Annotated in this window: 22 protein-coding genes and 2 pseudogenes; all 24 read right to left on the bottom strand. The window is 49.5% G+C overall.

The annotated features are described in order from the left end of the window. Window positions 1-25: 25 nt before the first annotated feature. The 24 genes and pseudogenes from ACTNCH_RS05360 to ACTNCH_RS05245 all read right to left on the bottom strand — a co-directional run bounded on the left by ACTNCH_RS05360 (window position 26) and on the right by ACTNCH_RS05245 (window position 24,269). Window positions 26-511 carry a hypothetical protein gene (locus tag ACTNCH_RS05360; RefSeq protein ID WP_441016329.1) on the bottom strand — a complete coding sequence of 162 codons (486 nt, stop codon included), beginning with the start codon at window positions 509-511 and terminating at the stop codon, window positions 26-28. Further along, window positions 496-900 carry a hypothetical protein gene (locus ACTNCH_RS05355; RefSeq protein ID WP_441016326.1) on the bottom strand — a complete coding sequence of 135 codons (405 nt, stop codon included), beginning with the start codon at window positions 898-900 and terminating at the stop codon, window positions 496-498. The genes ACTNCH_RS05360 and ACTNCH_RS05355 overlap by 16 nt, the downstream gene beginning before the upstream one ends. 360 nt (window positions 901-1,260) lie before the next feature. Next, window positions 1,261-2,346, bottom strand: coding sequence for a hypothetical protein (locus tag ACTNCH_RS05350; protein WP_441016320.1), 1,086 nt, complete (start codon window positions 2,344-2,346; stop codon window positions 1,261-1,263). A gap of 298 nt (window positions 2,347-2,644) precedes the next feature. After that, window positions 2,645-4,012 carry an NCS2 family permease gene (locus ACTNCH_RS05345; protein WP_441016317.1) on the bottom strand — a complete coding sequence of 456 codons (1,368 nt, stop codon included), beginning with the start codon at window positions 4,010-4,012 and terminating at the stop codon, window positions 2,645-2,647. Window positions 4,013-4,107: 95 nt separating this feature from the next. Next, on the bottom strand, window positions 4,108-5,589 hold the full coding sequence (gene spoIVA, locus ACTNCH_RS05340; RefSeq protein WP_441016314.1) for a stage IV sporulation protein A: 1,482 nt from the start codon (window positions 5,587-5,589) through the stop codon (window positions 4,108-4,110). Between the two features lie 57 nt (window positions 5,590-5,646). Beyond that, on the bottom strand, window positions 5,647-7,185 hold the full coding sequence (locus ACTNCH_RS05335) for a PucR family transcriptional regulator (RefSeq protein ID WP_441016311.1): 1,539 nt from the start codon (window positions 7,183-7,185) through the stop codon (window positions 5,647-5,649). Window positions 7,186-7,241: 56 nt separating this feature from the next. Then, window positions 7,242-8,093 (bottom strand): bifunctional 5,10-methylenetetrahydrofolate dehydrogenase/5,10-methenyltetrahydrofolate cyclohydrolase, encoded by an 852-nt coding sequence (locus ACTNCH_RS05330; RefSeq protein WP_441016308.1) that lies wholly within the window; start codon window positions 8,091-8,093, stop codon window positions 7,242-7,244. A gap of 23 nt (window positions 8,094-8,116) precedes the next feature. Then, complete coding sequence (locus tag ACTNCH_RS05325; RefSeq protein ID WP_441016305.1) at window positions 8,117-8,746, bottom strand: cyclodeaminase/cyclohydrolase family protein; 630 nt, start codon at window positions 8,744-8,746, stop codon at window positions 8,117-8,119. 132 nt (window positions 8,747-8,878) lie between these two features. Next, window positions 8,879-10,570, bottom strand: a complete 1,692-nt coding sequence (locus ACTNCH_RS05320; RefSeq protein WP_441016302.1) for a formate--tetrahydrofolate ligase — start codon at window positions 10,568-10,570, stop codon at window positions 8,879-8,881. A 347-nt stretch (window positions 10,571-10,917) separates the two neighbouring features. Beyond that, window positions 10,918-11,418 (bottom strand): flavin reductase family protein, encoded by a 501-nt coding sequence (locus tag ACTNCH_RS05315; RefSeq protein ID WP_441016299.1) that lies wholly within the window; start codon window positions 11,416-11,418, stop codon window positions 10,918-10,920. 37 nt (window positions 11,419-11,455) lie between these two features. Then, window positions 11,456-12,460: a tryptophan--tRNA ligase gene (gene trpS / locus ACTNCH_RS05310; protein ID WP_441016296.1), complete on the bottom strand. Its 1,005-nt coding sequence runs from the start codon at window positions 12,458-12,460 to the stop codon at window positions 11,456-11,458. A 27-nt stretch (window positions 12,461-12,487) separates the two neighbouring features. After that, complete coding sequence (gene mgtE, locus ACTNCH_RS05305) at window positions 12,488-13,843, bottom strand: magnesium transporter (protein WP_441016293.1); 1,356 nt, start codon at window positions 13,841-13,843, stop codon at window positions 12,488-12,490. A gap of 261 nt (window positions 13,844-14,104) precedes the next feature. Continuing rightward, window positions 14,105-14,812 carry a methionine ABC transporter permease gene (locus ACTNCH_RS05300; RefSeq protein WP_441016290.1) on the bottom strand — a complete coding sequence of 236 codons (708 nt, stop codon included), beginning with the start codon at window positions 14,810-14,812 and terminating at the stop codon, window positions 14,105-14,107. Then, window positions 14,802-15,815 (bottom strand): methionine ABC transporter ATP-binding protein, encoded by a 1,014-nt coding sequence (locus ACTNCH_RS05295; protein WP_441016287.1) that lies wholly within the window; start codon window positions 15,813-15,815, stop codon window positions 14,802-14,804. Before ACTNCH_RS05295 ends, ACTNCH_RS05300 begins: the two co-directional genes overlap by 11 nt. Before the next feature lie 108 nt (window positions 15,816-15,923). Continuing rightward, a pseudogene (locus tag ACTNCH_RS05290) lies at window positions 15,924-16,205 on the bottom strand (MetQ/NlpA family ABC transporter substrate-binding protein); the annotation flags it as partial. 78 nt (window positions 16,206-16,283) lie between these two features. Next, a pseudogene (locus ACTNCH_RS05285) lies at window positions 16,284-16,769 on the bottom strand (MetQ/NlpA family ABC transporter substrate-binding protein); the annotation flags it as partial. Between the two features lie 184 nt (window positions 16,770-16,953). After that, complete coding sequence (locus ACTNCH_RS05280) at window positions 16,954-17,694, bottom strand: class I SAM-dependent methyltransferase (protein ID WP_441016284.1); 741 nt, start codon at window positions 17,692-17,694, stop codon at window positions 16,954-16,956. A gap of 2 nt (window positions 17,695-17,696) precedes the next feature. Continuing rightward, window positions 17,697-18,455, bottom strand: a complete 759-nt coding sequence (locus ACTNCH_RS05275; RefSeq protein ID WP_441016281.1) for a class I SAM-dependent methyltransferase — start codon at window positions 18,453-18,455, stop codon at window positions 17,697-17,699. 135 nt (window positions 18,456-18,590) lie between these two features. Then, on the bottom strand, window positions 18,591-19,349 hold the full coding sequence (locus ACTNCH_RS05270; RefSeq protein WP_441016278.1) for an ABC transporter ATP-binding protein: 759 nt from the start codon (window positions 19,347-19,349) through the stop codon (window positions 18,591-18,593). A 2-nt stretch (window positions 19,350-19,351) separates the two neighbouring features. Continuing rightward, window positions 19,352-20,143, bottom strand: a complete 792-nt coding sequence (locus ACTNCH_RS05265) for an ABC transporter ATP-binding protein (protein ID WP_441016275.1) — start codon at window positions 20,141-20,143, stop codon at window positions 19,352-19,354. Window positions 20,144-20,175: 32 nt separating this feature from the next. Further along, complete coding sequence (locus tag ACTNCH_RS05260; RefSeq protein WP_441016272.1) at window positions 20,176-21,783, bottom strand: ABC transporter substrate-binding protein; 1,608 nt, start codon at window positions 21,781-21,783, stop codon at window positions 20,176-20,178. Window positions 21,784-21,807: 24 nt separating this feature from the next. Continuing rightward, entirely contained in the window at window positions 21,808-22,671 is an 864-nt protein-coding gene (gene nikC / locus ACTNCH_RS05255; RefSeq protein WP_441016269.1) for a nickel transporter permease, read from the bottom strand. Beyond that, entirely contained in the window at window positions 22,668-23,612 is a 945-nt protein-coding gene (gene nikB, locus ACTNCH_RS05250; protein WP_441016266.1) for a nickel ABC transporter permease, read from the bottom strand. The genes nikC and nikB overlap by 4 nt, the downstream gene beginning before the upstream one ends. 72 nt (window positions 23,613-23,684) lie before the next feature. Continuing rightward, window positions 23,685-24,269: a DJ-1/PfpI family protein gene (locus tag ACTNCH_RS05245; protein WP_441016263.1), complete on the bottom strand. Its 585-nt coding sequence runs from the start codon at window positions 24,267-24,269 to the stop codon at window positions 23,685-23,687. Window positions 24,270-24,315 lie beyond the last annotated feature (46 nt).

Below are 24,315 nucleotides of genomic sequence, written 5' to 3'. Positions count from 1 at the left end.
CGAGTCTTACAACATCCTCTCCATTCTAGGCATCACTGTTTAAAACATACTGCTTTCCTCTCACCGTAAAGGTTGGAAATTCAATAGTTCCTCCTGGAGTTGAAATTTTTCCTCCAACTAGTGCATATGTAATACCATTTTGCACAGGCGCTTCTATATTGCACTCCATGTCTGCCGTTAAAAGCTGTCCGTCTCTTAACGTATTCGTCTCATCTACACGACACCAGGTATTACTTCCGCTTATATTTCTATTAGCAAGCGTGACTAATGCTTTCCCCGGAAAACCATTAGAGTCTCCAAATTTCAAAATACACATTGTTTCAAATCTGACATCACTTTTTAACTTGTCCTTCATGTCCATCGTAACATCTTCATAACCAATTGTGACATTTTCTTCCGGGAAAGAATCAACTCCATCTGCCGAGATAAACTTAAACGTATCTCCTGATGAAGAATAATGAAATGTAAGTGTAACACCGTTCTCTTCTTTTTCTTTCAGCGCGCTAAACACTGTTTTTTCACCTGTAAAGGGATCATTCTTCGCTGTTCCCAATCGTAAGGTGAATTTACAATATTAACCTTAATATCCGCTTGATCAACTGCATTTTTTATAGCCGTAACAATATTATTTGAAAGTTTACCAATATCTAAGTTTCCATCATCTTCCACAGAAATTATCCCATCTTCTATGCTCTCTGCCCCTGAAACCATCTCCTGGCTCTGCTCTATAGATTCCCCTTCTTCTGCCGTATCTTCCTGCACTATTATTCCAGTATTCACAGTCTCTTCCCCGGCTGTCGCAGCTGGATTCTGCGGCTCCTCTGCCAATGCCGTCAGCGGACTTACCGCAAATAAAACGCCCATCAGGACAGCACAGCATTTCATCCATTTGCTCTTCACCTTTTCATTCCTCCATGTTATAAATTCGGTTTATCTCTTCCACAAATAACCATCTCCATTATAGGCACATCGTGTACTTAATCCAAGTACATTCCTTACTCAATTTAAGATTAATTTTGTATAATAAATGAAACTACTATCAAAGGAGCAGACTCATGGAGAAAAATAAACACATCGGTCTTCGTATTGACGAAGAAACGCATGCTCTCTTAAAGGATCTGGTGGAGTACGAAGGACGTTCTATCAACGGCGAGATTCTTTTCCTGATTCGCCAGGCTGTACGTCAGTACCAGGAAAAATCTGGGGGGGGTACGGGAAAGCCTGAAAATCAGGCTTTCTCCCGCGTAAGTGGAAAATTTTTCAGTGTTCTGACAGACTTTTCCGATACACTCCCCGTTCTATCTGCGGCACTCCCAGGGCTGACATCGCGTCTTCTGCAGGCAGTCCCAGATTTTTCATAAGATTCTGCAGGCTCTGTATCAGGGCTTCCTGTCTTCCTTCCTGTCTTCCTTTCCGAACTCCCCGTTCCTCAATTCCATCGCTAAAATTACACATTTCCCTTACCTCCGCTTTTAACTTTTCTGTCATTGGTATTCCATATTCTTTTTCCAGTATCTGTTGTTTCTCTTTTACACTAATCTCCCCAAAAAACAATATGTCCAATAGTCTGAGCAGCTTTACCCCAGATTGTGACTGATTTTCAGAAGCCGCCAGTTTTTCATCTTCCGGTTCACCCAGGCATACCGTAATTACCGTCATCAGATTATAATTCTGCTTTTTTTCCGTAACAGCCCCCACCTCACAGCTTTCCATAATTTCATAACGATTTATGGTATTTCTTCGGTATTCCGGCGGATTCATACAAATCCAGATACTATATACATGCTTTAGCTTTCCATAATCCGAATGTCGGAACTCTGTTCCATACTGAGAAGAAATCAGACGACAGCCGTAATAAATTTCCCGTTTTAACAGAGAATATTTTAGATCCATTTTATTCTGCCCTTCCAGATCAATGATAATCCCCACCGTTCCCTCTGTTTCCGGAAGTATTGCTTCACATTTTACATCATATGTAATCCTTCCTTCATAAAGTGTGGTATCCTCCGCGCCTGTCATTCCATTTCCTGACTGGCTGGCCTCATTTATGTGGACCGGATGCTTTTCTGTCTGTGCTTTTCCGCAAATATATTTTTTCGCAATTTCTCCCGCCTCTATTTCCCTGTATTCCGGAACGCTGCATTTCAGAATCCAGGATAAAATCATAGAATTGGAAAGTAGCATTTTGCAGGCCGCGTCATATCTGGCTTTTATATTTGTTTTACGAATCACCTCCGCTGTAAGGCTTTCTTCGGATCCCTCCAGACAAATTTCATTTTCTCTAAGCATAAAATCCTGTATTCTGAATACAAATTCCCCATATTGATATTTTTGTTTTATCTTCATCTCCCCTTCTTTCTGTATGCCAAAATAATACGCATACCACATGGAACCTTCTGTTTTTTTGTAACAAAATAAAAGCGCATTCTCTCCGCTTTTTCTTTGGGTACTTTGGTTTCGACCTGAAACCTGTAGATTTTATCATTCGTAGACATCACCCGTCGAAATACGGTTGATGATGTAATATCCTGCCTATAGCTATATCATATCAGGCATGGGAATTTCTGTCAACACAAAATAACGGCTGCATATCAACCGATATGCAGCCGTTATTTTCACGTGTAAAATCTGCCTTCCGTTCCCCTTAAATCAGGAAATATTTCAACAGGAACAGCACAGCCAGTACGTACATGACAATACTGATCTTCTTCTCCTTTGCCTTGCCTGTGGCTACATTCAGCACCACGTAAGAGATAACTCCCATGGAGATTCCCTCGGAAATGCTGTAGAAGAACGGCATAGCCGCGATACAGATAAAGGCCGGAATACCCTCGCCAAAATCGCTGAAGTCAATCAGGCCCACCTGATTTACCATGTAAAAGCCTACGACAATCAGGGCCGGAGCCGTAGCGAAGGACGGAATAGCCAGGAAAATCGGGGAAAGCAAAAGAGCCAGGGCAAAAAGCACTGCGGTCGTCATAGCGGTCAGACCGGTTCTTCCTCCCTCCGATACGCCGGAAGCGCTCTCTACGAAGGTGGTGGTGGTAGAGGTTCCCAGAAGCGCACCTACTGTGGTTCCCACAGCGTCCGCCATCAGCGCGCCCTTGATATGGGGAAGCTTTCCGTCTTCGTCCAGCATATCCGCCTTAGAAGCCACGCCAATCAGGGTTCCCAGGGTATCGAACATATCTACAAAAAGGAACGCAAATACGATGACAATAAACTGGCTGATGGGAATCGCCGTAAAGTTCAGCTTACAGAAAATCGGTGCCAGGCTCGGAACAGAGATTCCGGCGGAGAAATCCGGGAGCAGGTTATAGAAGCCAATCTCCGGATTCGGCACATAGAGGCCTGTAAACTGGCAGATAATGCCCAGAATCCAGGTAGCGAGAATACCCCAGAGGATATTGCCTTTTACATTTTTAATCACCAGCACAGAAGTGATCAGGACACCTAAAATTGCCAGACCCACGGTAATTCCCACATCATGCATGGTGCCGCCCTCTACGGCGTCCAGAGAAAAGAACTCTACCAGAGTCGCGCCGCCTACTACGATTTTGGCGTTCTGCAGACCGATAAACGCGATGAAGAAGCCGATACCTACGGATACAGCCTTTTTCAGGTTCGTCGGAATGGAGTTAAAAATCGCCTCACGGACATTGAACAGTGACAGAAGGATAAAAATGATACCCTCCACAAATACGGCTGCCAGAGCTGCCTGCCACGGATATCCCATACCGATGACAACCGTGTATGCGAAATAAGCATTCAGTCCCATACCCGGTGCCAGGGCGAACGGATAATTGGCAAACAGGGCCATGCATACGGTACCGATCACAGCCGCGAGAACCGTCGCGGTGAAAATTGCTCCCTGGTTCATTCCCGCTGCGCCAAGGACACTGGGATTCACGGCCAGGATATATGCCATCGTCATAAATGTGGTGACGCCTGCCAGAATCTCTGTCTTCACTGTCGTATGATTCTCTTTCAGTTTAAACAACTTTTCTAACATTGTTTCTCCCTCCTAATATCTTGTAGTGTACAAAGGACACCGTTACAAGTGTAACATAGATATTCTTCAGGGTAAACTGTTTTCTCAGAAAGAACTCAGATAATAATACACACCAGTCCGCCGGTGCTCTCATTTACGATCTTCTGCATGGTATCCTGCAGCTTCATCTGGCTTTCCTCTCCAATCTGGTAAATTTTACCACGGATGCCGTCCTCCACCAGCTCCTCCACGGATTTTCCAAAAATGTTAACGCTCCAGATTCCCTCCCCGCCGCCGCTGTTCTCCTTCAGATAGCGTAGCAGATCTCCAGCCTGATCTTCATTTCCCACAATGGGCGCAATCTCCGTCTCGATATTGGCCCGGATCAGATGAATGCTGGGCGCAACGGAACGAATTTTTACCCCGTATTTATTTCCCTGATGAATCAGCTCCGGCTCCTCCAGCGTAATCTCGGACTGCTCCGGCAGCATAACGCCGTATCCCTTCTGGCGTACGGCATTCAGGGCGGATTCCGCTTTCTCATACTCCTTTTTCATCCGGGACAGTTCCCGGATCAGCGCAATCAGCTCATATTCTCCCGGGATCTCACTTCCGGTCAGCTCGCTCAGCACCTCATAGTAATATTTTTCGTCCACCAGAAAGCGTACCCGGGCGCTTCCACTGTCCAGCCTGATTTCTTCCAGCCTGGCTTTTTCTATATAGGCGCTGTCCCCCTCCAGATTCTCCGGCTTCACGTCCCGGATCGTCTGCATCCGTTCTGCAATAGTGCGAATCCGACCCAGCATATCCTGCCGGATTTTATGCTCCGGCGGCAACAGCTCTGTCCAGCGGGGCGCGAAAAATTCCACCTTCACCAGAGGGAATTCATACAAAAGCTGTGTCAGAATCCGGTTGATATCCTCTTTTTTCAACTGCGCGCAATTGACCGCCAGCACTGCCACGCCGTATTTTTCCTCCAGACGCGCCGCTTCCGTCCGCACCACTTCGCTGTAGGGCTTTTCCGAATTCAGCAGGATCAGAAAGGGCTTCCCCAGGGCCTTCAGCTCTGCTACCGTCCGCTCCTCCGCCTCTATGTAGCTTTCTCTGGGAATATCGCTGAAGGAACCGTCGCAGGTCACTACGATTCCTACGGTAGCGTGTTCGGTGATCACCTTCCGGGTTCCCATTTCCGCCGCCTGGGAAAAGGGAATTTCTTCCTCCCTCCAGGGCGTCTTTACCATACGCTCTGTCCCATCCTCAATGTGTCCCTCGCAGCCCGGTACCAGAAAGCCCACGCAGTCAATCATTCGAAGCTTTATTTCCACATCTTCCGAAATCCGCACCGTTGCCGCTTCCTTCGGGATAAATTTGGGCTCTGTCGTCATGATGGTCTTCCCCGCCGCCGACTGGGGCAGTTCGTCCCGGGCCCTGGTTCTCTCGTGTTCGTCCTCGATTCCCGGCAGTACGCACTGATCCATAAAATTTTTGATAAAGGTGGATTTTCCGGTGCGCACCGGCCCCACCACCCCCAGATAGATTTCCCCTCCCGTTCTGGTACGGATATCCTGATACAGGTTATATTCGGAACTTTTGTCCATAAAAATACCCCTTCCCTATATACTGTTTCAATATATGCAAGGGGTAATTTTTCTATTCTATTTCTGTTCTTCCTCCTGCTCCAGAATCCGGAAGGTCATCATCACATACAGAAGCGTATCGTAATCATTCAGATCCAGCTTCACCAGCTCCTCGATCTTTTCCATTCGGTACAGAAAGGTACTGCGGTGGATAAACAGCTTTTTCGCTGTCTGGACCGCATTCAGCTGGCTTTCCACATAGGTTTTCAGGGTCTCATAATAATCTGTATGGTGCTCCCCGTCAAACTCCTGAAGCTTCAGAATCTTATCGGAACACACCAGGCGCACCGGAAGCTCGGAGCAGCTCTGCTCCAGCACATAATCCAGGGCCATCTCATCAAAACGGTAAATCCAGCGATAGGGCTTTCTGCGGCAGCCGATCTCCAGCGCCGCCACAGCCTGCCGGTAATAGGCCGCCAGCTCGTCGAATCCGGTAAAGGCGTTGCTGACTCCGGCCTTCAGGAAGGTGTCCTTCAGAAAATTCACCATTTTCTCCAGAACTTCCTCGATTCCGGCCTCCAGCAGCGTCAGATTTACAAAGATCGCTATCTTATTTTCATACTGGAAAGCGCAGCTTCCCTCTTTTCCCAGCATGCTTTCCATATGCTTGCAGATAAACCGGACCGTCATATTGGCCCAGTCCAGGGAATTCACCTTCAGGCTGACACAGAAATACCGGTGCTCTGCGTTCCAGCCAAACTCGGAAAACCATTTTTCCGCGCTTTTGTTATCCCGGCCCGGATTGGACAGAATGTCGGAAAGAATCCGATCCAGCCGATGTCCGATTTCCACCTGGGAATCAATCAGCCGCGCCAGCACCTGCTGGATATAGGAGGACAGATACTCCAGAAGCTCGCCGTCATAGGACTTGAAGCGGCTCAGGCTTTCTACCATCATCACCTGGTACACATACTGATCGTTTTCAAACAGGTTGACGCGCAGGGTTCTCGCTCCGGTGATATATTCCGGCAGGTAGTAGGCGCCCCTCTTTTTTCTCTGGTTCAGGATCCGCCTGCCGTTCTGGTATTCGTCACTGGACTGGATAATCGAATCCAGATCCACCAGACTGGAAAGCTCCTCTCTGGTGTCGATGACACTGGAATAACCGATGACAAAGTAATCTGCCGAGCTTACCACGATGGGATTCAGGAAGATACGGAAGCTCTCGTCCAGAAGCTCCTGTATCGTGTCCGCCTGCTGCGTCAGCTCCTGCATCCGCTTCTCCCACCGATCATAGTAATCAAAGATCCGCTGAATCTCATTGAACAGCACAAAGGGCGATGTCTCGTCAATCACCTGGAATACCTGTCCGTCATTCTCCGTGTTCCGGGTATGTACCTTGCCGATACAGAACAGTACCGACCGCTCCGGAACCACCAGCATTTCCGCTGCTCCCAGCTCCTGCGGGTAGATATAGATTTTGTCCGGCTGCATCTCGTCCCCGTCCTCGTAAAACAACACCTGCTCCAGATGCAGTTCCCCGGAAAGCGCCTTTTTATTCTGCAGCCCGAATTTGGATTTCAGTTTATCTGCCAGTATGGCAGTGCTTAATTTCATAAAAAATGCCCCCTCTTCGTACACAGTGTACGAAAAGGAGGCGTGAAAGTCAACACTTACATATATTTTCTCTTAGCTGCCTCTACTACATGTCCAACCAGCACAGAAGTGGTTACACTTCCTACGCCGCCCGGTACCGGAGTGATAGCGTCTACGATGGGCTCAACCTCTGCGTAAGCTACGTCGCCGCAAAGCTTGCCCTCTGCATTTACGTTGATTCCAACGTCAATTACAGTCTGGCCCGGAGCCACATAATCCTTGGTTACAACGCCTGCGCGTCCTGCTGCCACGATCAGGATATCTGCCTCGCGCGCTACGCTGGGCATATCCACAGTCTTGGTGTGGCATACGGTTACGGTTGCGTTCTTCTTGATAAGCATCATAGCTGCCGGCTTTCCAACAACCAGTGAACGTCCGATTACTACTGCCTTCTTGCCTGTGCAGTCGATTCCGTAATGGTCCAGAATCTCCATACATGCCTGCGGTGTACAGGGCGGGAAGCCTACTGCCTTGCCTGTAAATACGCCGGACATGGAACCGTCGGTCATACAGTCTACGTCCTTAGCCGGGTCAAGGGCATTCTCGATCTCTGTCTGGTTCAGGTGCTTCGGAAGCGGACGGAACAGCAGAACGCCGTGAATGTTGTCGTCCTTATTTACCTTATCTACAGCTGCCAGAACCTGCTCCTGGGTAGCGTCTGCCGGAAGCAGAATCTTCTCGCATGCTACGCCCAGAGTCTCACATCTCTTGGTTGCGCCTCTCTCATAGGAAATATCGCTCTCATTCTCGCCTACGCGGATAATTCCCAGTGTGGGGTTTACTCCCTTTGCCTTCAGAGCCTCTACGTCTGCCTTGATACGCTCATTCAGTGCTGCTGTTACTTCTTTTCCTAATAACTGCTTTGCCATTTTTCCTATTCCTTCCTTTTATTTTATCTCAGTCTTGCGGTTACACTCGCGAAAATGTCGTCCGCAATCTTGGTGTATTTCTCCAGCATAGCGTCTGCCTTTGCGTTCAGCTCTGCCGCGTACTCCTTGTCAGCCATGGACTTGGTATTGATGAATACGTTCAGGGAAGCTCCCTCCAGGGCTGCCTTACAGAATGCGGCGCCTACGCCTGCGTCGCTGATCGCCAGAGCGGAACCCTTTGCCGCGAACTCAACGATAAGCTCCAGCGCCTCACAGCACTTCTCCATGATCTCCATGGGTACAGAGCAGGCGTCCTTCAGGACGATCGCCATTACGCGTGCCTTCTCAGCCTTCTCCTCCTCGGTCTCACGGGGCATGCCGTAAGCCTTTGCCAGGGGCTCGAAAACCTCTGCGTCTCTCTCGATCAGACGAAGGAAATCATTCTGAAGAGCGGTTGCCTTCTCTTTCAGCGCGTACATCTCTTCTTCTACGTCTGCGTACTTCTTTTTTCCGACGGTCAGGCTGCCCACCATGTTGCCCAGGGCAGTTCCCACTGCGCCTACCAGTGCGGACGCCCCGCCGCCGCCCGGAACGGGAGCCTTGGAAGCCAGTACCTCTACAAATTCATCACATCTGCTGGTTGAAAATCCCATATCGTTCTCCTTTATGTATCAAAATGATATTTTGTTTTATTATATCATTATTTCCCTATGCACACAAGTGGGAAGGGCCAAATGGTCCTTCCCTTTTGTGTATATTAAGGTTTATAATGGGTAGCTTATTTATTAGAACAAACCACTGATCTTTCCGGTCTCGTCTACATCGATTCTCTCTGCAGCCGGTACCTTCGGCAGACCAGGCATGGTCATGATTTCGCCGGTCAGCGCTACGATGAAGCCTGCGCCTGCGGAAATCTTCAGGTTACGTACGGTTACCTCGAAGTCCTTCGGAGCGCCCAGCTTGGTCTGGTCGTCTGTCAGGCTGTACTGTGTCTTAGCCACGCAGATCGGGCAGTTACCAAAGCCCATAGCCTCAAGCTCTTTCGCCTGCTTCTGAGCGTTTGCTGTCAGAACGACTCTCTTGCCGCCGTAAATCTTGGTTACGATAGCATTCAGCTTATCCTCAATGCTGGTTCCCTCAAGCTCGTAGGAGAAGGTGAACTGGTCGTTCGGCTGCTCGCAGAGACGAACAACTTCTTCTGCCAGAGCAACTCCGCCTTCGCCGCCCTTAGCCCATACTTCGGACAGAACTACGTTTACGCCAAGCTCCTTACACTTCTTCTCTACCAGATCAAGTTCTGCCTTGGTATCGGTCGGGAATGCGTTGATTGCAACTACGCAGGGAAGCTTGTATACGTTGGTGATGTTGCTTACATGCTTCAGCAGGTTCGGAAGACCAGCCTCCAGAGCCTCCAGGTTCTCATTGTTCAGGTCTGCCTTCGGAACGCCGCCGTTGTACTTCAGAGCACGTACAGTCGCTACGATAACAACTGCGTTCGGCTTCAGTCCTGCCATACGGCACTTGATATCCAGGAACTTCTCAGCACCCAGGTCAGCGCCGAATCCTGCCTCTGTGATGGTGTAATCAGCCAGATTCAGGCACATCTTGGTAGCGGTTACGGAGTTACAGCCATGAGCGATGTTCGCGAACGGTCCGCCGTGTACGATAGCCGGTACATGCTCCAGAGTCTGTACCAGGTTCGGCTTCAGAGCGTCCTTCAGCAGTGCTGCCATAGCGCCCTGTGCGTTCAGATCGCCAGCGGTAACCGGCTTCTGCTCGGAAGCCTTTCCGTATGTATATCCGATGATGATTCTTGCAAGTCTTTCCTTCAGGTCTGTGATGTCCCTAGCCAGACACAGAACAGCCATGATCTCAGACGCTACTGTGATGTCGTAGCCATCCTCTCTCGGCATTCCGTTGGTCTTTCCGCCAAGTCCATCTACTACGTTACGCAGCTGACGGTCGTTCATATCTACACATCTTCTCCAGGTAATCTTTCTCGGGTCAATGTGAAGAGCATTGCCCTGGAAGATATGGTTGTCAATCATTGCTGCCAGCAAGTTGTTCGCTGCGCCGATTGCGTGGAAGTCGCCGGTGAAGTGAAGGTTGATATCCTCCATCGGAACTACCTGTGCGTATCCGCCGCCTGCTGCTCCACCTTTTACACCGAATACCGGTCCCAGGGACGGCTCACGAAGAGCTACCATAACCTTCTTGCCGATCTTCTGCATACCGTCTGCCAGACCTACAGATGTGGTGGTCTTTCCTTCTCCTGCCGGAGTCGGGTTGATAGCGGTTACCAGAACCAGCTTGCCGTTCTCAGCCGGCTTCTCCTTCAGCAGGTTGTAATCGATTTTTGCTTTGTACTTTCCGTACTGCTCCAGATACTTGTCATCGATACCAGCCTTCTCTGCAATCGCAGTAATCGGCAGCATCTCTGTCTCCTGTGCAATTTCAATATCAGTTTTGAATCCCATGGTAAAACTTCTCCTTTCATAATACCGGCCCTTCTGCGGCTCGGTTTCTGTGGTTTATTTCCTATGTGCCCTATTATATGGTACAAGCCCGGAATCGGCAATCATACACTTTGTCGAATGTTGACATTCTTTTCACAATGTTCATTTTTGGTGTTTTTTCGCTATCTTCCTGGTTTTTCTCGGAAATTTTACATAGACTTTTCCATTTCTTTTCCATTCTCTCTCTCAAAAACCAATATTCTATCCTACAACCTGTATAAAACACATTTGAAAAAGCCTGGCTTTAGTGATTTTTTCACAAAACCAGGCTTTTTTTGATAAATTTTCATACAACTTAAGATTGCTTTTTATTCCCGTACCAGCACCTGCTCCACCTCTGCGATGTACATGGTATGGTAGTCCTTATTGGGATAACACTTTTCCTCACAGCTCTTATCGATAAAGCAGGCCGGATCAAACTCCTGGGCATACAGCTTTCTGCACACCAGCACTGTATTGGCTTCGCCAAAATAAGGAGTCTTTCCCTCATGCTCTACCGTCAGTCCCGCTTTCGCAATCTTGTCCTCGTCCCGTCCGGACACGGTTCCCAGATAATTCAGGGTTTTGCGGTACTCCTCGTCCAGAACGGACAGGGAAAAGGTCTCCCCTGCGTCCACAAATTCTTTGGTATAGCGCTGGGGACGCAGCACGATATACGCCACATTTTTTCCCCACATCACGCCCAGGCCGCCCCAGGAAGCCGTCATGGTATTGACCTTTCCTTCCTTTTCCGCCGTGACAAGCAGCCATTCTTTTCCAATCATATGAAATACATTTTTTTCCAGTTCTTCCGGTCTGATACTTCTCATGCTCTATTCCTCCCGTTTTTCTGTCAAATGTTCAGCTTTAGCGGATATGTTCCGGGAAGCCCACCTTCTTCTGCACCTTGCGTAGCGTCTTGTTGGCAAAATACTGAGCCTTCTCCGCATTATTCTTGATGACACTGTCAATATAGCCCTTATCTCTGGACAGCTCGTCCACCCGAGCCTGCAGCGGTTTCAGAACAGACACAACCGCCTCGCCTACTGCCGGCTTAAACTCGCCGTAGCCCTTACCGTCAAACTCCCTCTCTACCTCTTCCGGAGTCTTGCCGGTGCACGCGCAATAGATACTGATCAGGTTTTTGATACCCGGCTGCTCGTCCCGGTACAGGATCTGTCCCTCGGAATCAGTCACAGCGCGCTTGAACTTCCGCATAATGGTATCCGGATCGTCCATCAGATAGATACTGCCGTTGGGGTTCTCATCGGACTTGGACATCTTTTTCGCCGGATCCTGCAGGCTCATGATCTTCGCGCCCACTTTTCCGATATAAGCCTCCGGAATGGTAAACACATCGCCGTAAATACCGTTGAAGCGCTGGGCAATGTCTCTGGTCAGCTCCAGGTGCTGCATCTGATCGATTCCCACCGGAACCACGTCCGCCTGATACAGAAGGATATCTGCAGCCATCAGCACCGGATAGGTAAAGAGTCCCGCATTGATATTGTCCGCATGCTTTGCCGCCTTATCCTTAAACTGCGTCATACGGTTCAGCTCACCCATATAGGTAAAGCAGCTCAGAATCCAGGACAGCTCCGCATGGCCGGATACATGGGACTGATAGTAGATACAGTTCTTCTCCGGATCCAGTCCCGCCGCGATATACAGGGTCAGAAGGGCTCTGGCACGCTTTCTTAAAACTGCCGGATCCTGACGTACGGTGATGGAATGCATATCTACCACACTGTAGAAGCACTCGTATTCATCACTTAAGTTCACCCAGTTCTTCAGGGCTCCCAGATAATTTCCCAGGGTCAGATTTCCTGTCGCCTGCATTCCGCTGAATAATACTTTTTTATCTCCAAGCATAATATTCTCCTCTTGTATTGTATATTTTTATGCCAAATGCAACAGCATACTGGCGATCTTGAAATAGATCAGCAGACTGCCTGCATCCACAATCGTTGTAATCAGCGGCGCCGCCATAATGGTCGGATCCACCTTCAGCTTCTCCGCCAGCATAGGCAGGATACAGCCGATAATCTTGGCCATCACAATGGCCAGCATCAAGGATATTACGATAACCAGGTTCAGGGTCAGCCGTTCCGGATACCGGAAAACCAAACAGGCAAAATTCACCGCCGCCAGCACCGCTCCGCAGAGAAGTCCCACCCGGAACTCCTTCCAGACTACCTGAATCACATTTTTCGGTTCAATCTCGCCTATGGCCATACCACGGATAATCAGGGTACTGCTCTGGTTGCCGCAATTTCCGCTGGTATCCATCACCATGGGCACAAAACTGAGAAGCAGCGGCAGCACCTGGATCGCTTCCTTATATTCCATCAGAATCGAGCCACTGAAAATCGAAGCAAACATCAGCACCAGAAGCCAGGGGATACGGTTTTTCGCAAGCTCCAGGACGCCGGTCCGAAGATAAGGCTTCTCTGACGGAAACATAGCCGCCATTTTCTCAAAGTCCTCGGTGGCCTCCTGCTCCATAACCTCCACTGCGTCGTCTACGGTAACGATACCCACCAACCGGTCCTCGTGATCCACCACCGGAAGGCAGAGCAGGTTGTATTTATTGAAGGTTTCTACCACGTCCTCCCGGTCCTCCGTGGTCACCGCATAGATGATATTCTCGTCCATGATGTCCTTGAGCACCTTATCATAGGGATTCATCAGCAAATCCTTCACTGTCACTACGCCCTGCAGGCAGCGCTTGCTGTCCGTCACAAAGCAGGTGTAAATGGTTTCCTTATCGATTCCGTTTTCCCTGATATAGGCAAAGGCCTGTTCCACAGTCATATTCCGCTTCAGGCCGATATATTCCGCCGTCATAATGCTTCCGGCACTGTTCTCCGGATATTGCAGGAACTGGTTGATCAGATTTCTTGTCTGGGGCGTCGCGTTCTTCAGCACACGCTTTACCACGATGGCCGGAAGCTCCTCCAGCATATCCACCGCATCGTCCACATACAGATCCTCTACAATCTTGCCCAACTCATAGTCTGTAATACTGTTGATAATATGTTCCTGATCGTCTACCTCCAGGAACGCAAAAACGTCTGCTGCCAGCTCTTTGGGCAGCATCCGGTATACTAAAACCTTCTTTTCCGGCTCCAGATCCTCGATAAACTCCGCGATATCCACCTCGTTCATCTCCGATATCACCTTCCGCAGCTTCCGGAACTGCCTGTCTGCCAGAAGTTCGTCCAGCTCTTCCCGGTCATAATTTCCGATTGCCATGTATCTGTCCTCCCACGTCACAGACAGACACGGCAATTCCATTCCCTATCGCCGGGTAACGATAGGCTGTATCTTAGAAGAATCCGCGTCTGTCCTTATTCTATTCTGTCTTAAGTCACACCCTCGACTTCGCCCGTCCACGGACTCCTCACTTCCTTTTTTCGCATAGATTAGGCGTTCCCGCCTGCCAACCTTAATCATAACACCAAAAGGCAGTTACCGTCAACCGATAACTGCCCTTTCTCTTTTCTGCTTTCTTTCTTATTTACCCTTCAGGCGCTTGTCTGATTTTACCGCAAAGCGGGTACCTGCGCTCTGGAAAATCTGTACCAGGATAATCAGAAGAATCACCGCAATCAGCATAACCAGATATTTATACCGGTAATAGCCGTAATTGATGGCAATTTTCCCCAGTCCGCCTCCACCGATGATACCGCTCATAGCTGAATAGCCGAGAATCGTGGTAATCGCAATGGTGAAATTGGAAATCAGGGAGGGCACGCTCTCCGGGATCAGCACCTTTACGATGATCTGGAACGGAGAAGCGCCCATGCTCTGGGCCATCTCGATGATATTCGGATTCACTTCCCGAAGACTTCCCTCCACCAGACGGGCCACAAAGGGAAACGCCGCAATCACCAGCGGTACAATGGACGCCACCGTACCAACCGCAGTTCCCACAATCAGGCGGGTCAGGGGAAATACCATAATCATCAGAATCAGAAACGGTACCGAACGCAGCAGATTGATTACCACATTCAACACATGCATCACGCCCTTGGGCAGCGGACGGATTCCGTCCTTCTCTCCTACCACCAGAAGTACGCCCAGAGGCAGACCGATGACAACCGCGAAGGCTGTCGCCAGAATGGTCACATAGATCGTCTCCCAGCATGCCAGAGGAATCTCATTTTGCAGAATCCGCAAGGTATCTGCCACGGTCTCCGGGGAAAATAATTTATCGAACATGCTCTGTTACCTCCTCTACCAGTACGTCCGGAATACTGCTCAAATAATCGATGGCCCGCTTCACCGCATCGTCATCATCGGGCAGCCCCAGCAGCATATTGCCGTAAGCCCTGTCCCCGATACTTTTCGTGGACGCGCCCAGAATGCTGGCCGCGATTTTCTCCTCCATGGCCATTTTCGCAATCAGCGGCTCCTTCGACGCCACCGCGCCGCTGAACACCACGCGGATCCGCCGCTCGCCTTCGGTCTCCTCCAGAATCTCATCTACGCCGTCCGGGAATACCAGACGCTTGGCCGCATTGGATTTGGGCCGTGAAAATACTTCGCTCACGATACCTTCTTCCACTACCGATCCGGAATCCAGGATCGCCACATGGCTGCAGATTTCTTCCACCACGCTCATCTGATGGGTGATGATAATGACCGTAATTCCCAGCCGCTGATTGATATCACGAATCAGCTCCAGGATCGCATGGGTGGTCTTCGGATCCAGGGCGCTGGTGGCCTCATCGCAGAGCAGCACCTTCGGCTCTGTAGCCAGGGCCCGGGCGATGGCAATCCGCTGCTGCTGGCCGCCGGACAGCTGCGCCGGATAAGCGTTGGCCTTATCGGGAAGTCCGACTACCTCCAGAAGCTCCAGCGCGCGCTTCTTCGCCTGCTCCTTATCCATGCCGATAAGCTCCAGGGGAAAACAGATATTTTTCAGGCAGGTCCGCTGCATCAGCAGGTTAAAGCCCTGGAAAATCATCGTTACGTCCCTGCGCACAGCCCGCAGCTCCTTGTCGGAAAGCTGCGCAATGTCCCGGCCGTCAATCAGCACCTGTCCCTTTGTGGGCCGCTCCAGCATATTGATACAGCGCACCAACGTGCTCTTTCCGGCTCCGCTCATGCCGATGATACCGTAGATATCGCCGTCCTGAATGGTCAGATTTACGTTCCGGAGCGCTTCCACGGTACCGTCCGCGGTCTGGAACTCCTTGGTCAGATTCTTAATTTCAATCATAAAACCCCTCCGTCTGAAATCTCTGTATAGATCCGAAAGGCCGACGGTCTGCTTATACAGACCGCCGGCTGTCTTTTTCGCATACCAGCTATTATAGCACTATTTTGTAATCGCGTCCAGACTTGTCTGCTTTCCGCCGTATAATCCCATAGGCTCTACGTGGATAGCCGCCACGGATACCACGTGGGTTCCGTTCTGCTCGTTGAAATCGTCCAGATAAGGCTGGTGCTGGAAGTAGTTGGCGTCTACCTCTCCGCTCTCAACCACATTGTTCGGCTGTACGTAATCTGTGAACTCCATGATATCCAGTGTCACATTCTTCTCTGCCAGGATCTCCTTTGCCACCTTTAGGATATCCGCATGGGGCGCCGGGGAAGCGGCTACGGTAATGGTGGTGCCTGCCAGAGCATCGTAATCTACGGTTGCGTCGTAGCCGTCTGTGGGGTTGTCCACAGTGCTGACTACCGCGCCATCGTACTCGCCTGTGATATAGTCTGCCACCTTCTGGCTCTCCAGCGCTGCCTTCAGCGCCTTTGTCTTGTCTGTGTTCTCATTGCCTTCCTTCACGGCAAGAATATTGCTGTACGCGGAAGAAGAACCCTCCATAGTCAGCGCGTCCTCGGTAGGCTTCAGGCCTGCGTCGATGGCATAGTTGGAATTGATAATAGCATAATCCACGTCCTTTAGTACGTTCGGTACCTGAGCTGCCTCAACCTCTTTGAACGTGATGTTGTAAGGATTCTCCGCGATGTCTGCTACCGTGGCGGTAATGCCTGCGCCGTCCTTCAGCTTGATGTAGCCGTTCTCTTCCAGTAAAAGAAGTGCTCTCGCCTCATTGGTGGTATCATTGGGAACTGCAATCGTAATTCCCTTGCTTCCTCCGCAGGCGGTCAGGGACACAACCGTTACAACGCCAAGTATCAGTGCCTCCAGCTTCTTTGTCAGCTTTCTCATAATGTACTCCTCCTTGTTTTTTTGTTACCCGTATTTCCTATTTTTTAAGTAGGATTATAGTGACTCTATCCTCTTTTGTCAAGTAACTTTTTTTATTTTACTGGATTTTTTTCGGCATTGCAAGTAAATATCCCCATTTTCCGGTGCGAAAACGGGGATATCTTTCTATTTCTGTCCTATACTGTTATCTTTCTCCAGCCTTCCGTGCCTGCAGCCGGAAAATCGGGGTCGGATTGTAAAAGGGACTGTCTTCGCTTGCGTATACGCGGCGGTAAACTTCACTGTCCACGGTCACGTCCACACAGCCCAGACTCTTCAACACTTCCACGTCCCAGGCCGGCCGGCGCATAGCGCTGATGGAAAGCTGATCTTTGATTTTATCACATTCCTTAAGCTGACCACAGCTCAGCTGACGGTGGGCATGGTCCGCAGGCAAGCTTTCCATTTCCTCAGTGAATTCCTCTTTGCCGTAGTCGCCGTCGAAATTCAGCAGGACGCCGCCGGGCTTCAATACCCGCAGCCACTCACCGTAGGCCTCCGCCGGATGGGGCATGGTCCAGGTCAGGTTCCGGGAGACGACAACGTCAAAAGTACCGTCCGGAAAATCCGGACGTTCCGCGTCCATGACTTCAAAATCTGCCTGCACGTTCCGTTCTGCCGCAATAATTTTCGCTTTTTCAATCATAGCCGGTGTCAGATCAATGCCGGTCACCTGATAGCCCAGCTTCGCCAGCAGCACAGTAAAAAAGCCGCAGCCGGTTCCCACATCCAGGATCCGTAAGCCTTCTCCTTCCGGCATTCCCTTCCTCAGCTCCTCAAGCCAGAGCTCTGCCATCTCGCTGTTTAACTCTTCCCCTCGAAGACGGGCGAAGTCTTCACTTCGCCCGGTCCAGTAGGAAGATATCTCTTTCTTAATCTCTTCCATTGTTATTTTACCGCCTTAATCATAAACATCGGCGTCGATGCGTAGTTTACTTTCTCTGTATCGCTCCAGACTCTCTGCCACACGTTCTCATCGGAGCAGACGCTCCGGAAGCCCAGCCCTTTTAACAGCTTCATATCCCAGGCCGGCCGGATCACCGGACTTAGGGGAACCTTTCTCGCTATGTCTTCCATCTCGTCAATATCAGTACCCAGATAATGATCCTCCATGGCCTGCTCTTCCACATGTCTCCGATCTTCCTCGTACTCCCGACGCTTCCGGGCGTCAAAGAGATGGCCATACCAGTTAGCGTCAAAATTCAGAAGCTGCCCGCCGGGCTTCAATACCCGTTTCCACTCCTTATAGGCCTCGTCCGGATTCTCCAGATTCCAGGTCAGATTCCGGGATACAGCCACATCGAACTGATTGTCCGGAAGTTCCAGCTTCTGGGCGTCCATGCGCATCCAGTGGATCCTGTCCGCAAAGCGTCCCGCGTTCTCCTTCGCCTTACAGAGCATCTCCTCGGTGTAATCCACGGCCGTCACCTGATAACCTGCTCTGGCCAGAATGATGGCGAAAAATCCCGGGCCAGTTCCGATATCCAGTACCTTGATGTCTTTCGGATCCCGGTGGGGAAATTCCGCTTCCAGCGCCCGGAGCCACCGGTTCTTCTGATCCGTCGCCAGCTCCTCCTGATTGACCTGTGAATATCCTTCTGCCCGGTTTGTCCAGTACTCTTCAATTCGTTCCAGCATCTGTCCCATGTTGTCTCTCCCGTATCTTACGCAGCACTGTTTTCCGTATCAGCCGCGCTTTCTTATCGGCAAAAGTATAACAAACCTCCGGAGCTGCCACAACCCTCCCCGGGGGATAAAAATTAGGTTTCCTTTTTTCCCCATTTACAATACGGAATCTATCAACATTTTTGTATATGCGTCCTTTGGATTCCGAATCACTTCATCCGGGATCCCTTCTTCTACGATCCGCCCATCTTTCATAACGATGACGCGGTCACAAAACTGCTGCACCAGTGCAAGGTTATGACAGATAAAAATATAGGACAGCTTCTTATTCTCCTGTAAATTCATGAGCAGATCGATTACTTTCTTCTGAACTGTCACATCCAGCGCGCTGGTAGCTTCATCACAAATAATAATCTGAGGTTCTACCGCCAATGCTCTGGCAATGGCAGCCCTCTGGCACTGACCTCCGCTGACCTGATGGGGATATCTGTCCATGTAAGAAGCCTCCAGGCCACACTGTTCCAACAGGTTCGCTGTTTTTTTTCGGATCTCTTCTTTGGGAATGCCTCTGTTTTTCAGACTTTCTCCGATTCCATAGCCCAATGTCTTTCTCGGATCAAAGGAACCAACCGGATTCTGGAAGACCATCTGAATTTTATCATAAATACTTTTAAGTGCCCTGCCTTTTCGATGTGTGATGTCCTGCCCATCCAGAATAATCTGTCCCTCTGTCACAGCTTCCAATCTTGTAATCAATTTTGCAATCGTACTCTTTCCGCTTCCGGATTCTCCGACAATTCCAAGGATTTCCCCTGCCCGCAGGGAAAAACTCATGTTTTCTACCGCAGTCACATCCCGTTTTCCATGTTGATGGAATACTTTTTTCAGATCTTTCACCTGTAAAATGTTTTCCATACTCAACTGCCACTCCTTCTAAGCTTCGGTACTGCAGACAGAAGCTCTTTTGTATATTCATTGCACGGATGTTCCAACACTGATTTTGCCGGGCCATATTCCATCCTGTTTCCATTCTGAAGGACCAGCACGGTATCTGCCATAGCCGACACCACACCAATATCATGCGTCACGATGATGATCGCCGTTCCAAACAATTCCCGGACATGAAGCATCTCCTGAACCACCTGCCTCTGAACTGCCACATCCAGCGCACTGGTAGGCTCGTCCGCAAACAATACCGGCGGATTCATCAGCATGGAAATGGCAATACCTGCGCGCTGATTCATGCCTCCGGACATTTCAAAAGGATAGCTGTCCCAGATCCGCTCCGGTTCCTTAAAGTTCAGTTTTGATAAAAGCTCAAGGGCACGTGCCTTTGCATCCGCCTCCGTGATTTTTCCATGTGCTCCCATGCTCTCGCAAATCTGACTTCCAATGGTCCGGATCGGGCAAAGCGAAGCGCCTGCATCCTGAAAGATCATACCGATTCCGGCGCCACGTATGAGTCGAAGCTCCCGTTCCGGCATATCCACCAGATTTTCTCCCTTAAATGTAATATCTCCTCTGGTCACCAGACCATTGTCACCAAGCAGTCCCATGGCAGCCTTGATCAATGTGCTTTTCCCGCTTCCGGATTCTCCTACCAGTCCAAGGATCTCTCCCGGACGAAGAGAGAAAGAAATATCATGAACCACAGGATTTCCGTCAAAAGAGATCTCCACGGAATCATATTTTAATAATGTATCGTCCATTCCATAACTCCTGAATCACTGTCAAAATGATATCATATTTCGTTGATATCAAGATCAGCCGTCAGCTCATAGTAATCGCATGCATGTGCGGTAAGGCCTGTCACATTTGCCTGACTGATCATACTCATCTTTAAGAAAGAGCAGAATACAAACGCATCATCATCCAGAAGCTGCTGCTGCATCTCAATGGCAATCTGGTTTCTCTCTGTCACATCGAACGTGCTGTTCAGTTTCACTGCCAGCTCTTCCAACTCATTGCTGTGATACTGTCCACGATTCTTGGTGGACGCATCCAGACAATGTGTAGAGAAAAAGTTAGTCGGATCTCCCAGACCACAGTTTACATTGGCGCCTACATATACATCCCATGCCGCCGGATCTTTACAGATCGTATTGTGGTCTGCAGTTGCGTTGATCTGTACCTCTATTCCGATCTCTTTCAGAGTGCTCTGCGCAGCCTCTGCCAGCAGCGGCAGTTCCTGACGACTCGGATAGGTGAGCCACCGGATGGTCAGCTTCTGCCCGTCTTTTTCACGGATTCCATCACCATCGCTGTCGATCCATCCGGCTTCTTCCAAAACCGCTTTCGCTGCTTCCGGATCATAAGTCTTCGCATTCAGTGCAGAACCTCCGAACGCTACCGTATCAGGGAAGGCACCCGTTGCCACATATCCATATCCATTCAGAAGCACCTTGACAAAGGATTCCTTATCAATACCCATGGCAATGGCTTCACGGACTGCGTCATCTGCCACAACCGGAGATGCATAATTCATCTGTACGTAAAAGGAACGGCTGGTCTGCACACTGGTAAACTGGAACTTGTCATTTTCAAAAATCGGATAGCTTGCATATGCCATACCGTATGCCGCATTGATCTCGCCGGACTGCAGTGCCAGTGCCAGAGTATCTCCATCTGAAATGGTACAGACCGTGATCTCATCTATGTTCACATTTCCATCCCAGTAATTTTCATTTTTCACAAGCTTCAGATGATCATCTGTCACCAGTTCGGTTGCCACATACGGACCGGTACCAACCACGATTCCGTCATCCGTCACGCCCTCATCCACATCAATGATACAGCCATAGGGCTCAGACAGATAGTTCATCAGACTCGGACACTCTTCGGCTGTATGGATCATCAGCACCAGACCGTCTGCTTCCATAGACGCAATCTTCAGATCTCCTGCCGCGCGCTCATGCACAGCGATCAGGTCCTCAAGACATTTCTTAACCGCTTCCGCATCACAAGGTTTTCCATTGGAAAAGCACACCCCATCTTTTAAGGTGATTTTCCAGGTAAGATTATCTACCAGCTCATACCCTTCTGCGATCCACGGTTCCAGTTTCATGGAATCATTGATTTTCATCAGAGTCTCTCCGACTCCATAGCGCATACATGCCCATCCGCAGTATGCACTGTGCGGGTCAATCGTGGATTCCTCGTTTTCTGCATTAAATGTGGTATCACCAAATACAAATGTTTTTTTACCAGTGGTATCTGCACCGGTTGCAGCCTGTGTACTTGTACTGTCTGCAGATCCATCTGTCTTTTCTGAACCACAGCCTGCCATGGCACCTGCCATCATGGTCAGTGACAGAAGTAATGCCAGAATTTTTCCTGTTCTTTTTTTCATATGTTTACTCCCCGTTTTTTTTATCTACCTTGAATGAGAGTTCTTCGGATCCATATAATCACGGATCGTATCTCCCAGAAGGTTAAATATCACCACAGATACAAAGATGGCCAGTCCCGGAGATAATACGATCCAGGGATAGGTCTGCAGCATGCTTCGGCCACTGCTCATCATGCTTCCCCACTCTGCCACCGGAGGCTGGGCTCCCAGACCCAAAAATGACAGTCCTGCAATCTCCATCATCATCGTACCGATATCTAACATGGAGGTAACCAGAATCGGTCCAACAATATTGGGAAGCACATGCCGGAAGATCATCTGAAGTGCTGAATCACCTGCCAGCTGCGCGGCCTGCATATACGGCAGACTCTTCATGGACAAGGTCTGGCTTCTGGCAATTCTGGAATACTTCGGCCAGCTGATCAGTGCCAGTGCAATGACCGCATTCTGCACACCACCATTTAAAATGGCTGCAACCGCCATAGCAAACACCAGACCCGGAAATGCCAGGCAGATGTCGGAGATCCGCATCATCACAGAATCAACAACTCCGCCATAGTAGCCACAGAAAATTCCAACTATCGTTCCAAACACCGTAATGATTGCTACCAAAGCAAACGTAGAAGAAATACTGGTCTGCGCTCCAATCAATACGCGGGACAGCATATCCCGACCATAGGTATCCGTTCCCATCAGATGAGCTGCACTGGGCGGCTGCATGGCCTGGGACAGATCCTGTGCGTAAGGATCATAAGGACAGATATACTTTGCAAAAATCGTAATCAGCAGCAATGTCGCTGCCAATACTGCAAACAAAACTAATTTCATCCGGATCCGGTTTCTCTTCACTTTCTGAACCCGGACAGTCACCTGACGCTCCTGACTCATTCCCGATCACCTCCCAGACGGATCCTCGGATCCAGGAAGCGATAGGAAATATCTGTCAGCAGATTGGCCGCCACATAAATAATCGCCATCCACATCACATAAGCCTGAATGATCGGGTAGTCGCGCATGCTGATAGCATCCACTGCCATCTTTCCGACCCCATCCCACATGAAGATAGATTCTACAATTGCGGTTCCTCCCAGAAGACTTCCTACTGATAACATCAGCAAGGTCGTGATTGTTACCAGAGAAGCTTTCATAACACTTCCCCACAGGATTCTGGAGAATTTGACGCCTCTTGCTTTTGCTCCGACCACATAATCTTTACTCAGTTCATCCAATACCGTTGCTCTTACCTGGCGAAGATATTTCGCGCTCATGGCAATGGCCAGTGTAGTTGCCGGCATAGCAACACTTTTCAGACTGACCCCGGTTGCAATTACCGGAAACCAGCCCAGACGGATGGCAAACAGATACATCAATAACAGCGATACAAAAAAATTCGGTAAGCTATTGCCAATAAAGCTGAATGTCCGGATCAGATAATCTGAACATCGGTTTTGATGAACCGCCGATAAAATACCTAACGGAACAGAAATCAAAATCGTCAGCAGAATCGATGTGACCGTCAGAAGCAATGTTGCCGGAAGCTTAGATATAAATGTGGAGAACACTGGTTTACCAGACACATAACTGGTTCCCATATCCCCACGGAGAAGTCCTCCCAGCCAGACCACATACTGCGTCAGAAAGGGCTTGTCCAGTCCAAGCTCCTCTCGGGCTGCATCCACGACTTCCTGCGAAATATCGCTTCCGGTATTTTCCATTTTCTGCTCCACCACATCGCTTCCAGCAACTCTCATCATGCCGTAGGAAAGAAATGTGATCGCCAGCAGAATCGGCAAAAGCTGAAGCAATCGCTTTAATATGTAAGATTTCATTTTTAATACTCCCTCTGTCGAAGATGAAATTTTATTCTCTGCCGGGATTTTAAGTTGTCTTTTGTCCCATTTCTACTGATAAACAGCCTCATCCTCCGGATTCCAATGATAACCCAGACGCTTCGCCGTCTGCAGCGCCACGTCCAGATCAATCTGATCCGCCAGCATCGTCAGGGCCATGGACAGACCGTCCGCCGTGGTCCCTGCGGAATAATATTTTCCGTCTGCCACCCAGCTGGCGTCCGGAACCTCATAAACTCCTGCCAGAAACATTCGTTTCCAGTTTTCTCCGGCTTTGCAGGCTGCGATTTTTCTGCGGAAAAGAAGACCGGTCTGCGCCACCAGGTACGCTCCTTCCGCAATCATCAGACAAAATTCCGATCGCTCCGCCGCAATCTTGATCTTCTTCTGGAGTTCGGTATCCTGCTGCAGAATTCTCCTTGCGCCACGTCCTCCCGGCACAATCAGAATTCCCTTCAGCTGCTCCGGGTTAAGCGGCTCTGTCCAGACCTTCACGCCCTGCATGCTGTTCACCATATTGCCCGTCAGTGAAAGATAATTGACATGCAGTCCCTCTTTTTCACAGGACAGAATATCGGCCGGCCCAAAAGCGTCCATGGTTTCGAAATCATCAAATAATAATACATTTACTTCCATTTTTCTTTCCTTTCACGCGATACAGATTTTAACCAAAAAGAATCGT

The sequence above is a fragment of the Candidatus Merdisoma sp. HCP28S3_D10 genome, from assembly GCF_052065835.1.
Taxonomy (GTDB): domain Bacteria; phylum Bacillota; class Clostridia; order Lachnospirales; family Lachnospiraceae; genus Laedolimicola.
This window is presented reverse-complemented; position numbering and strand designations above follow the sequence as displayed.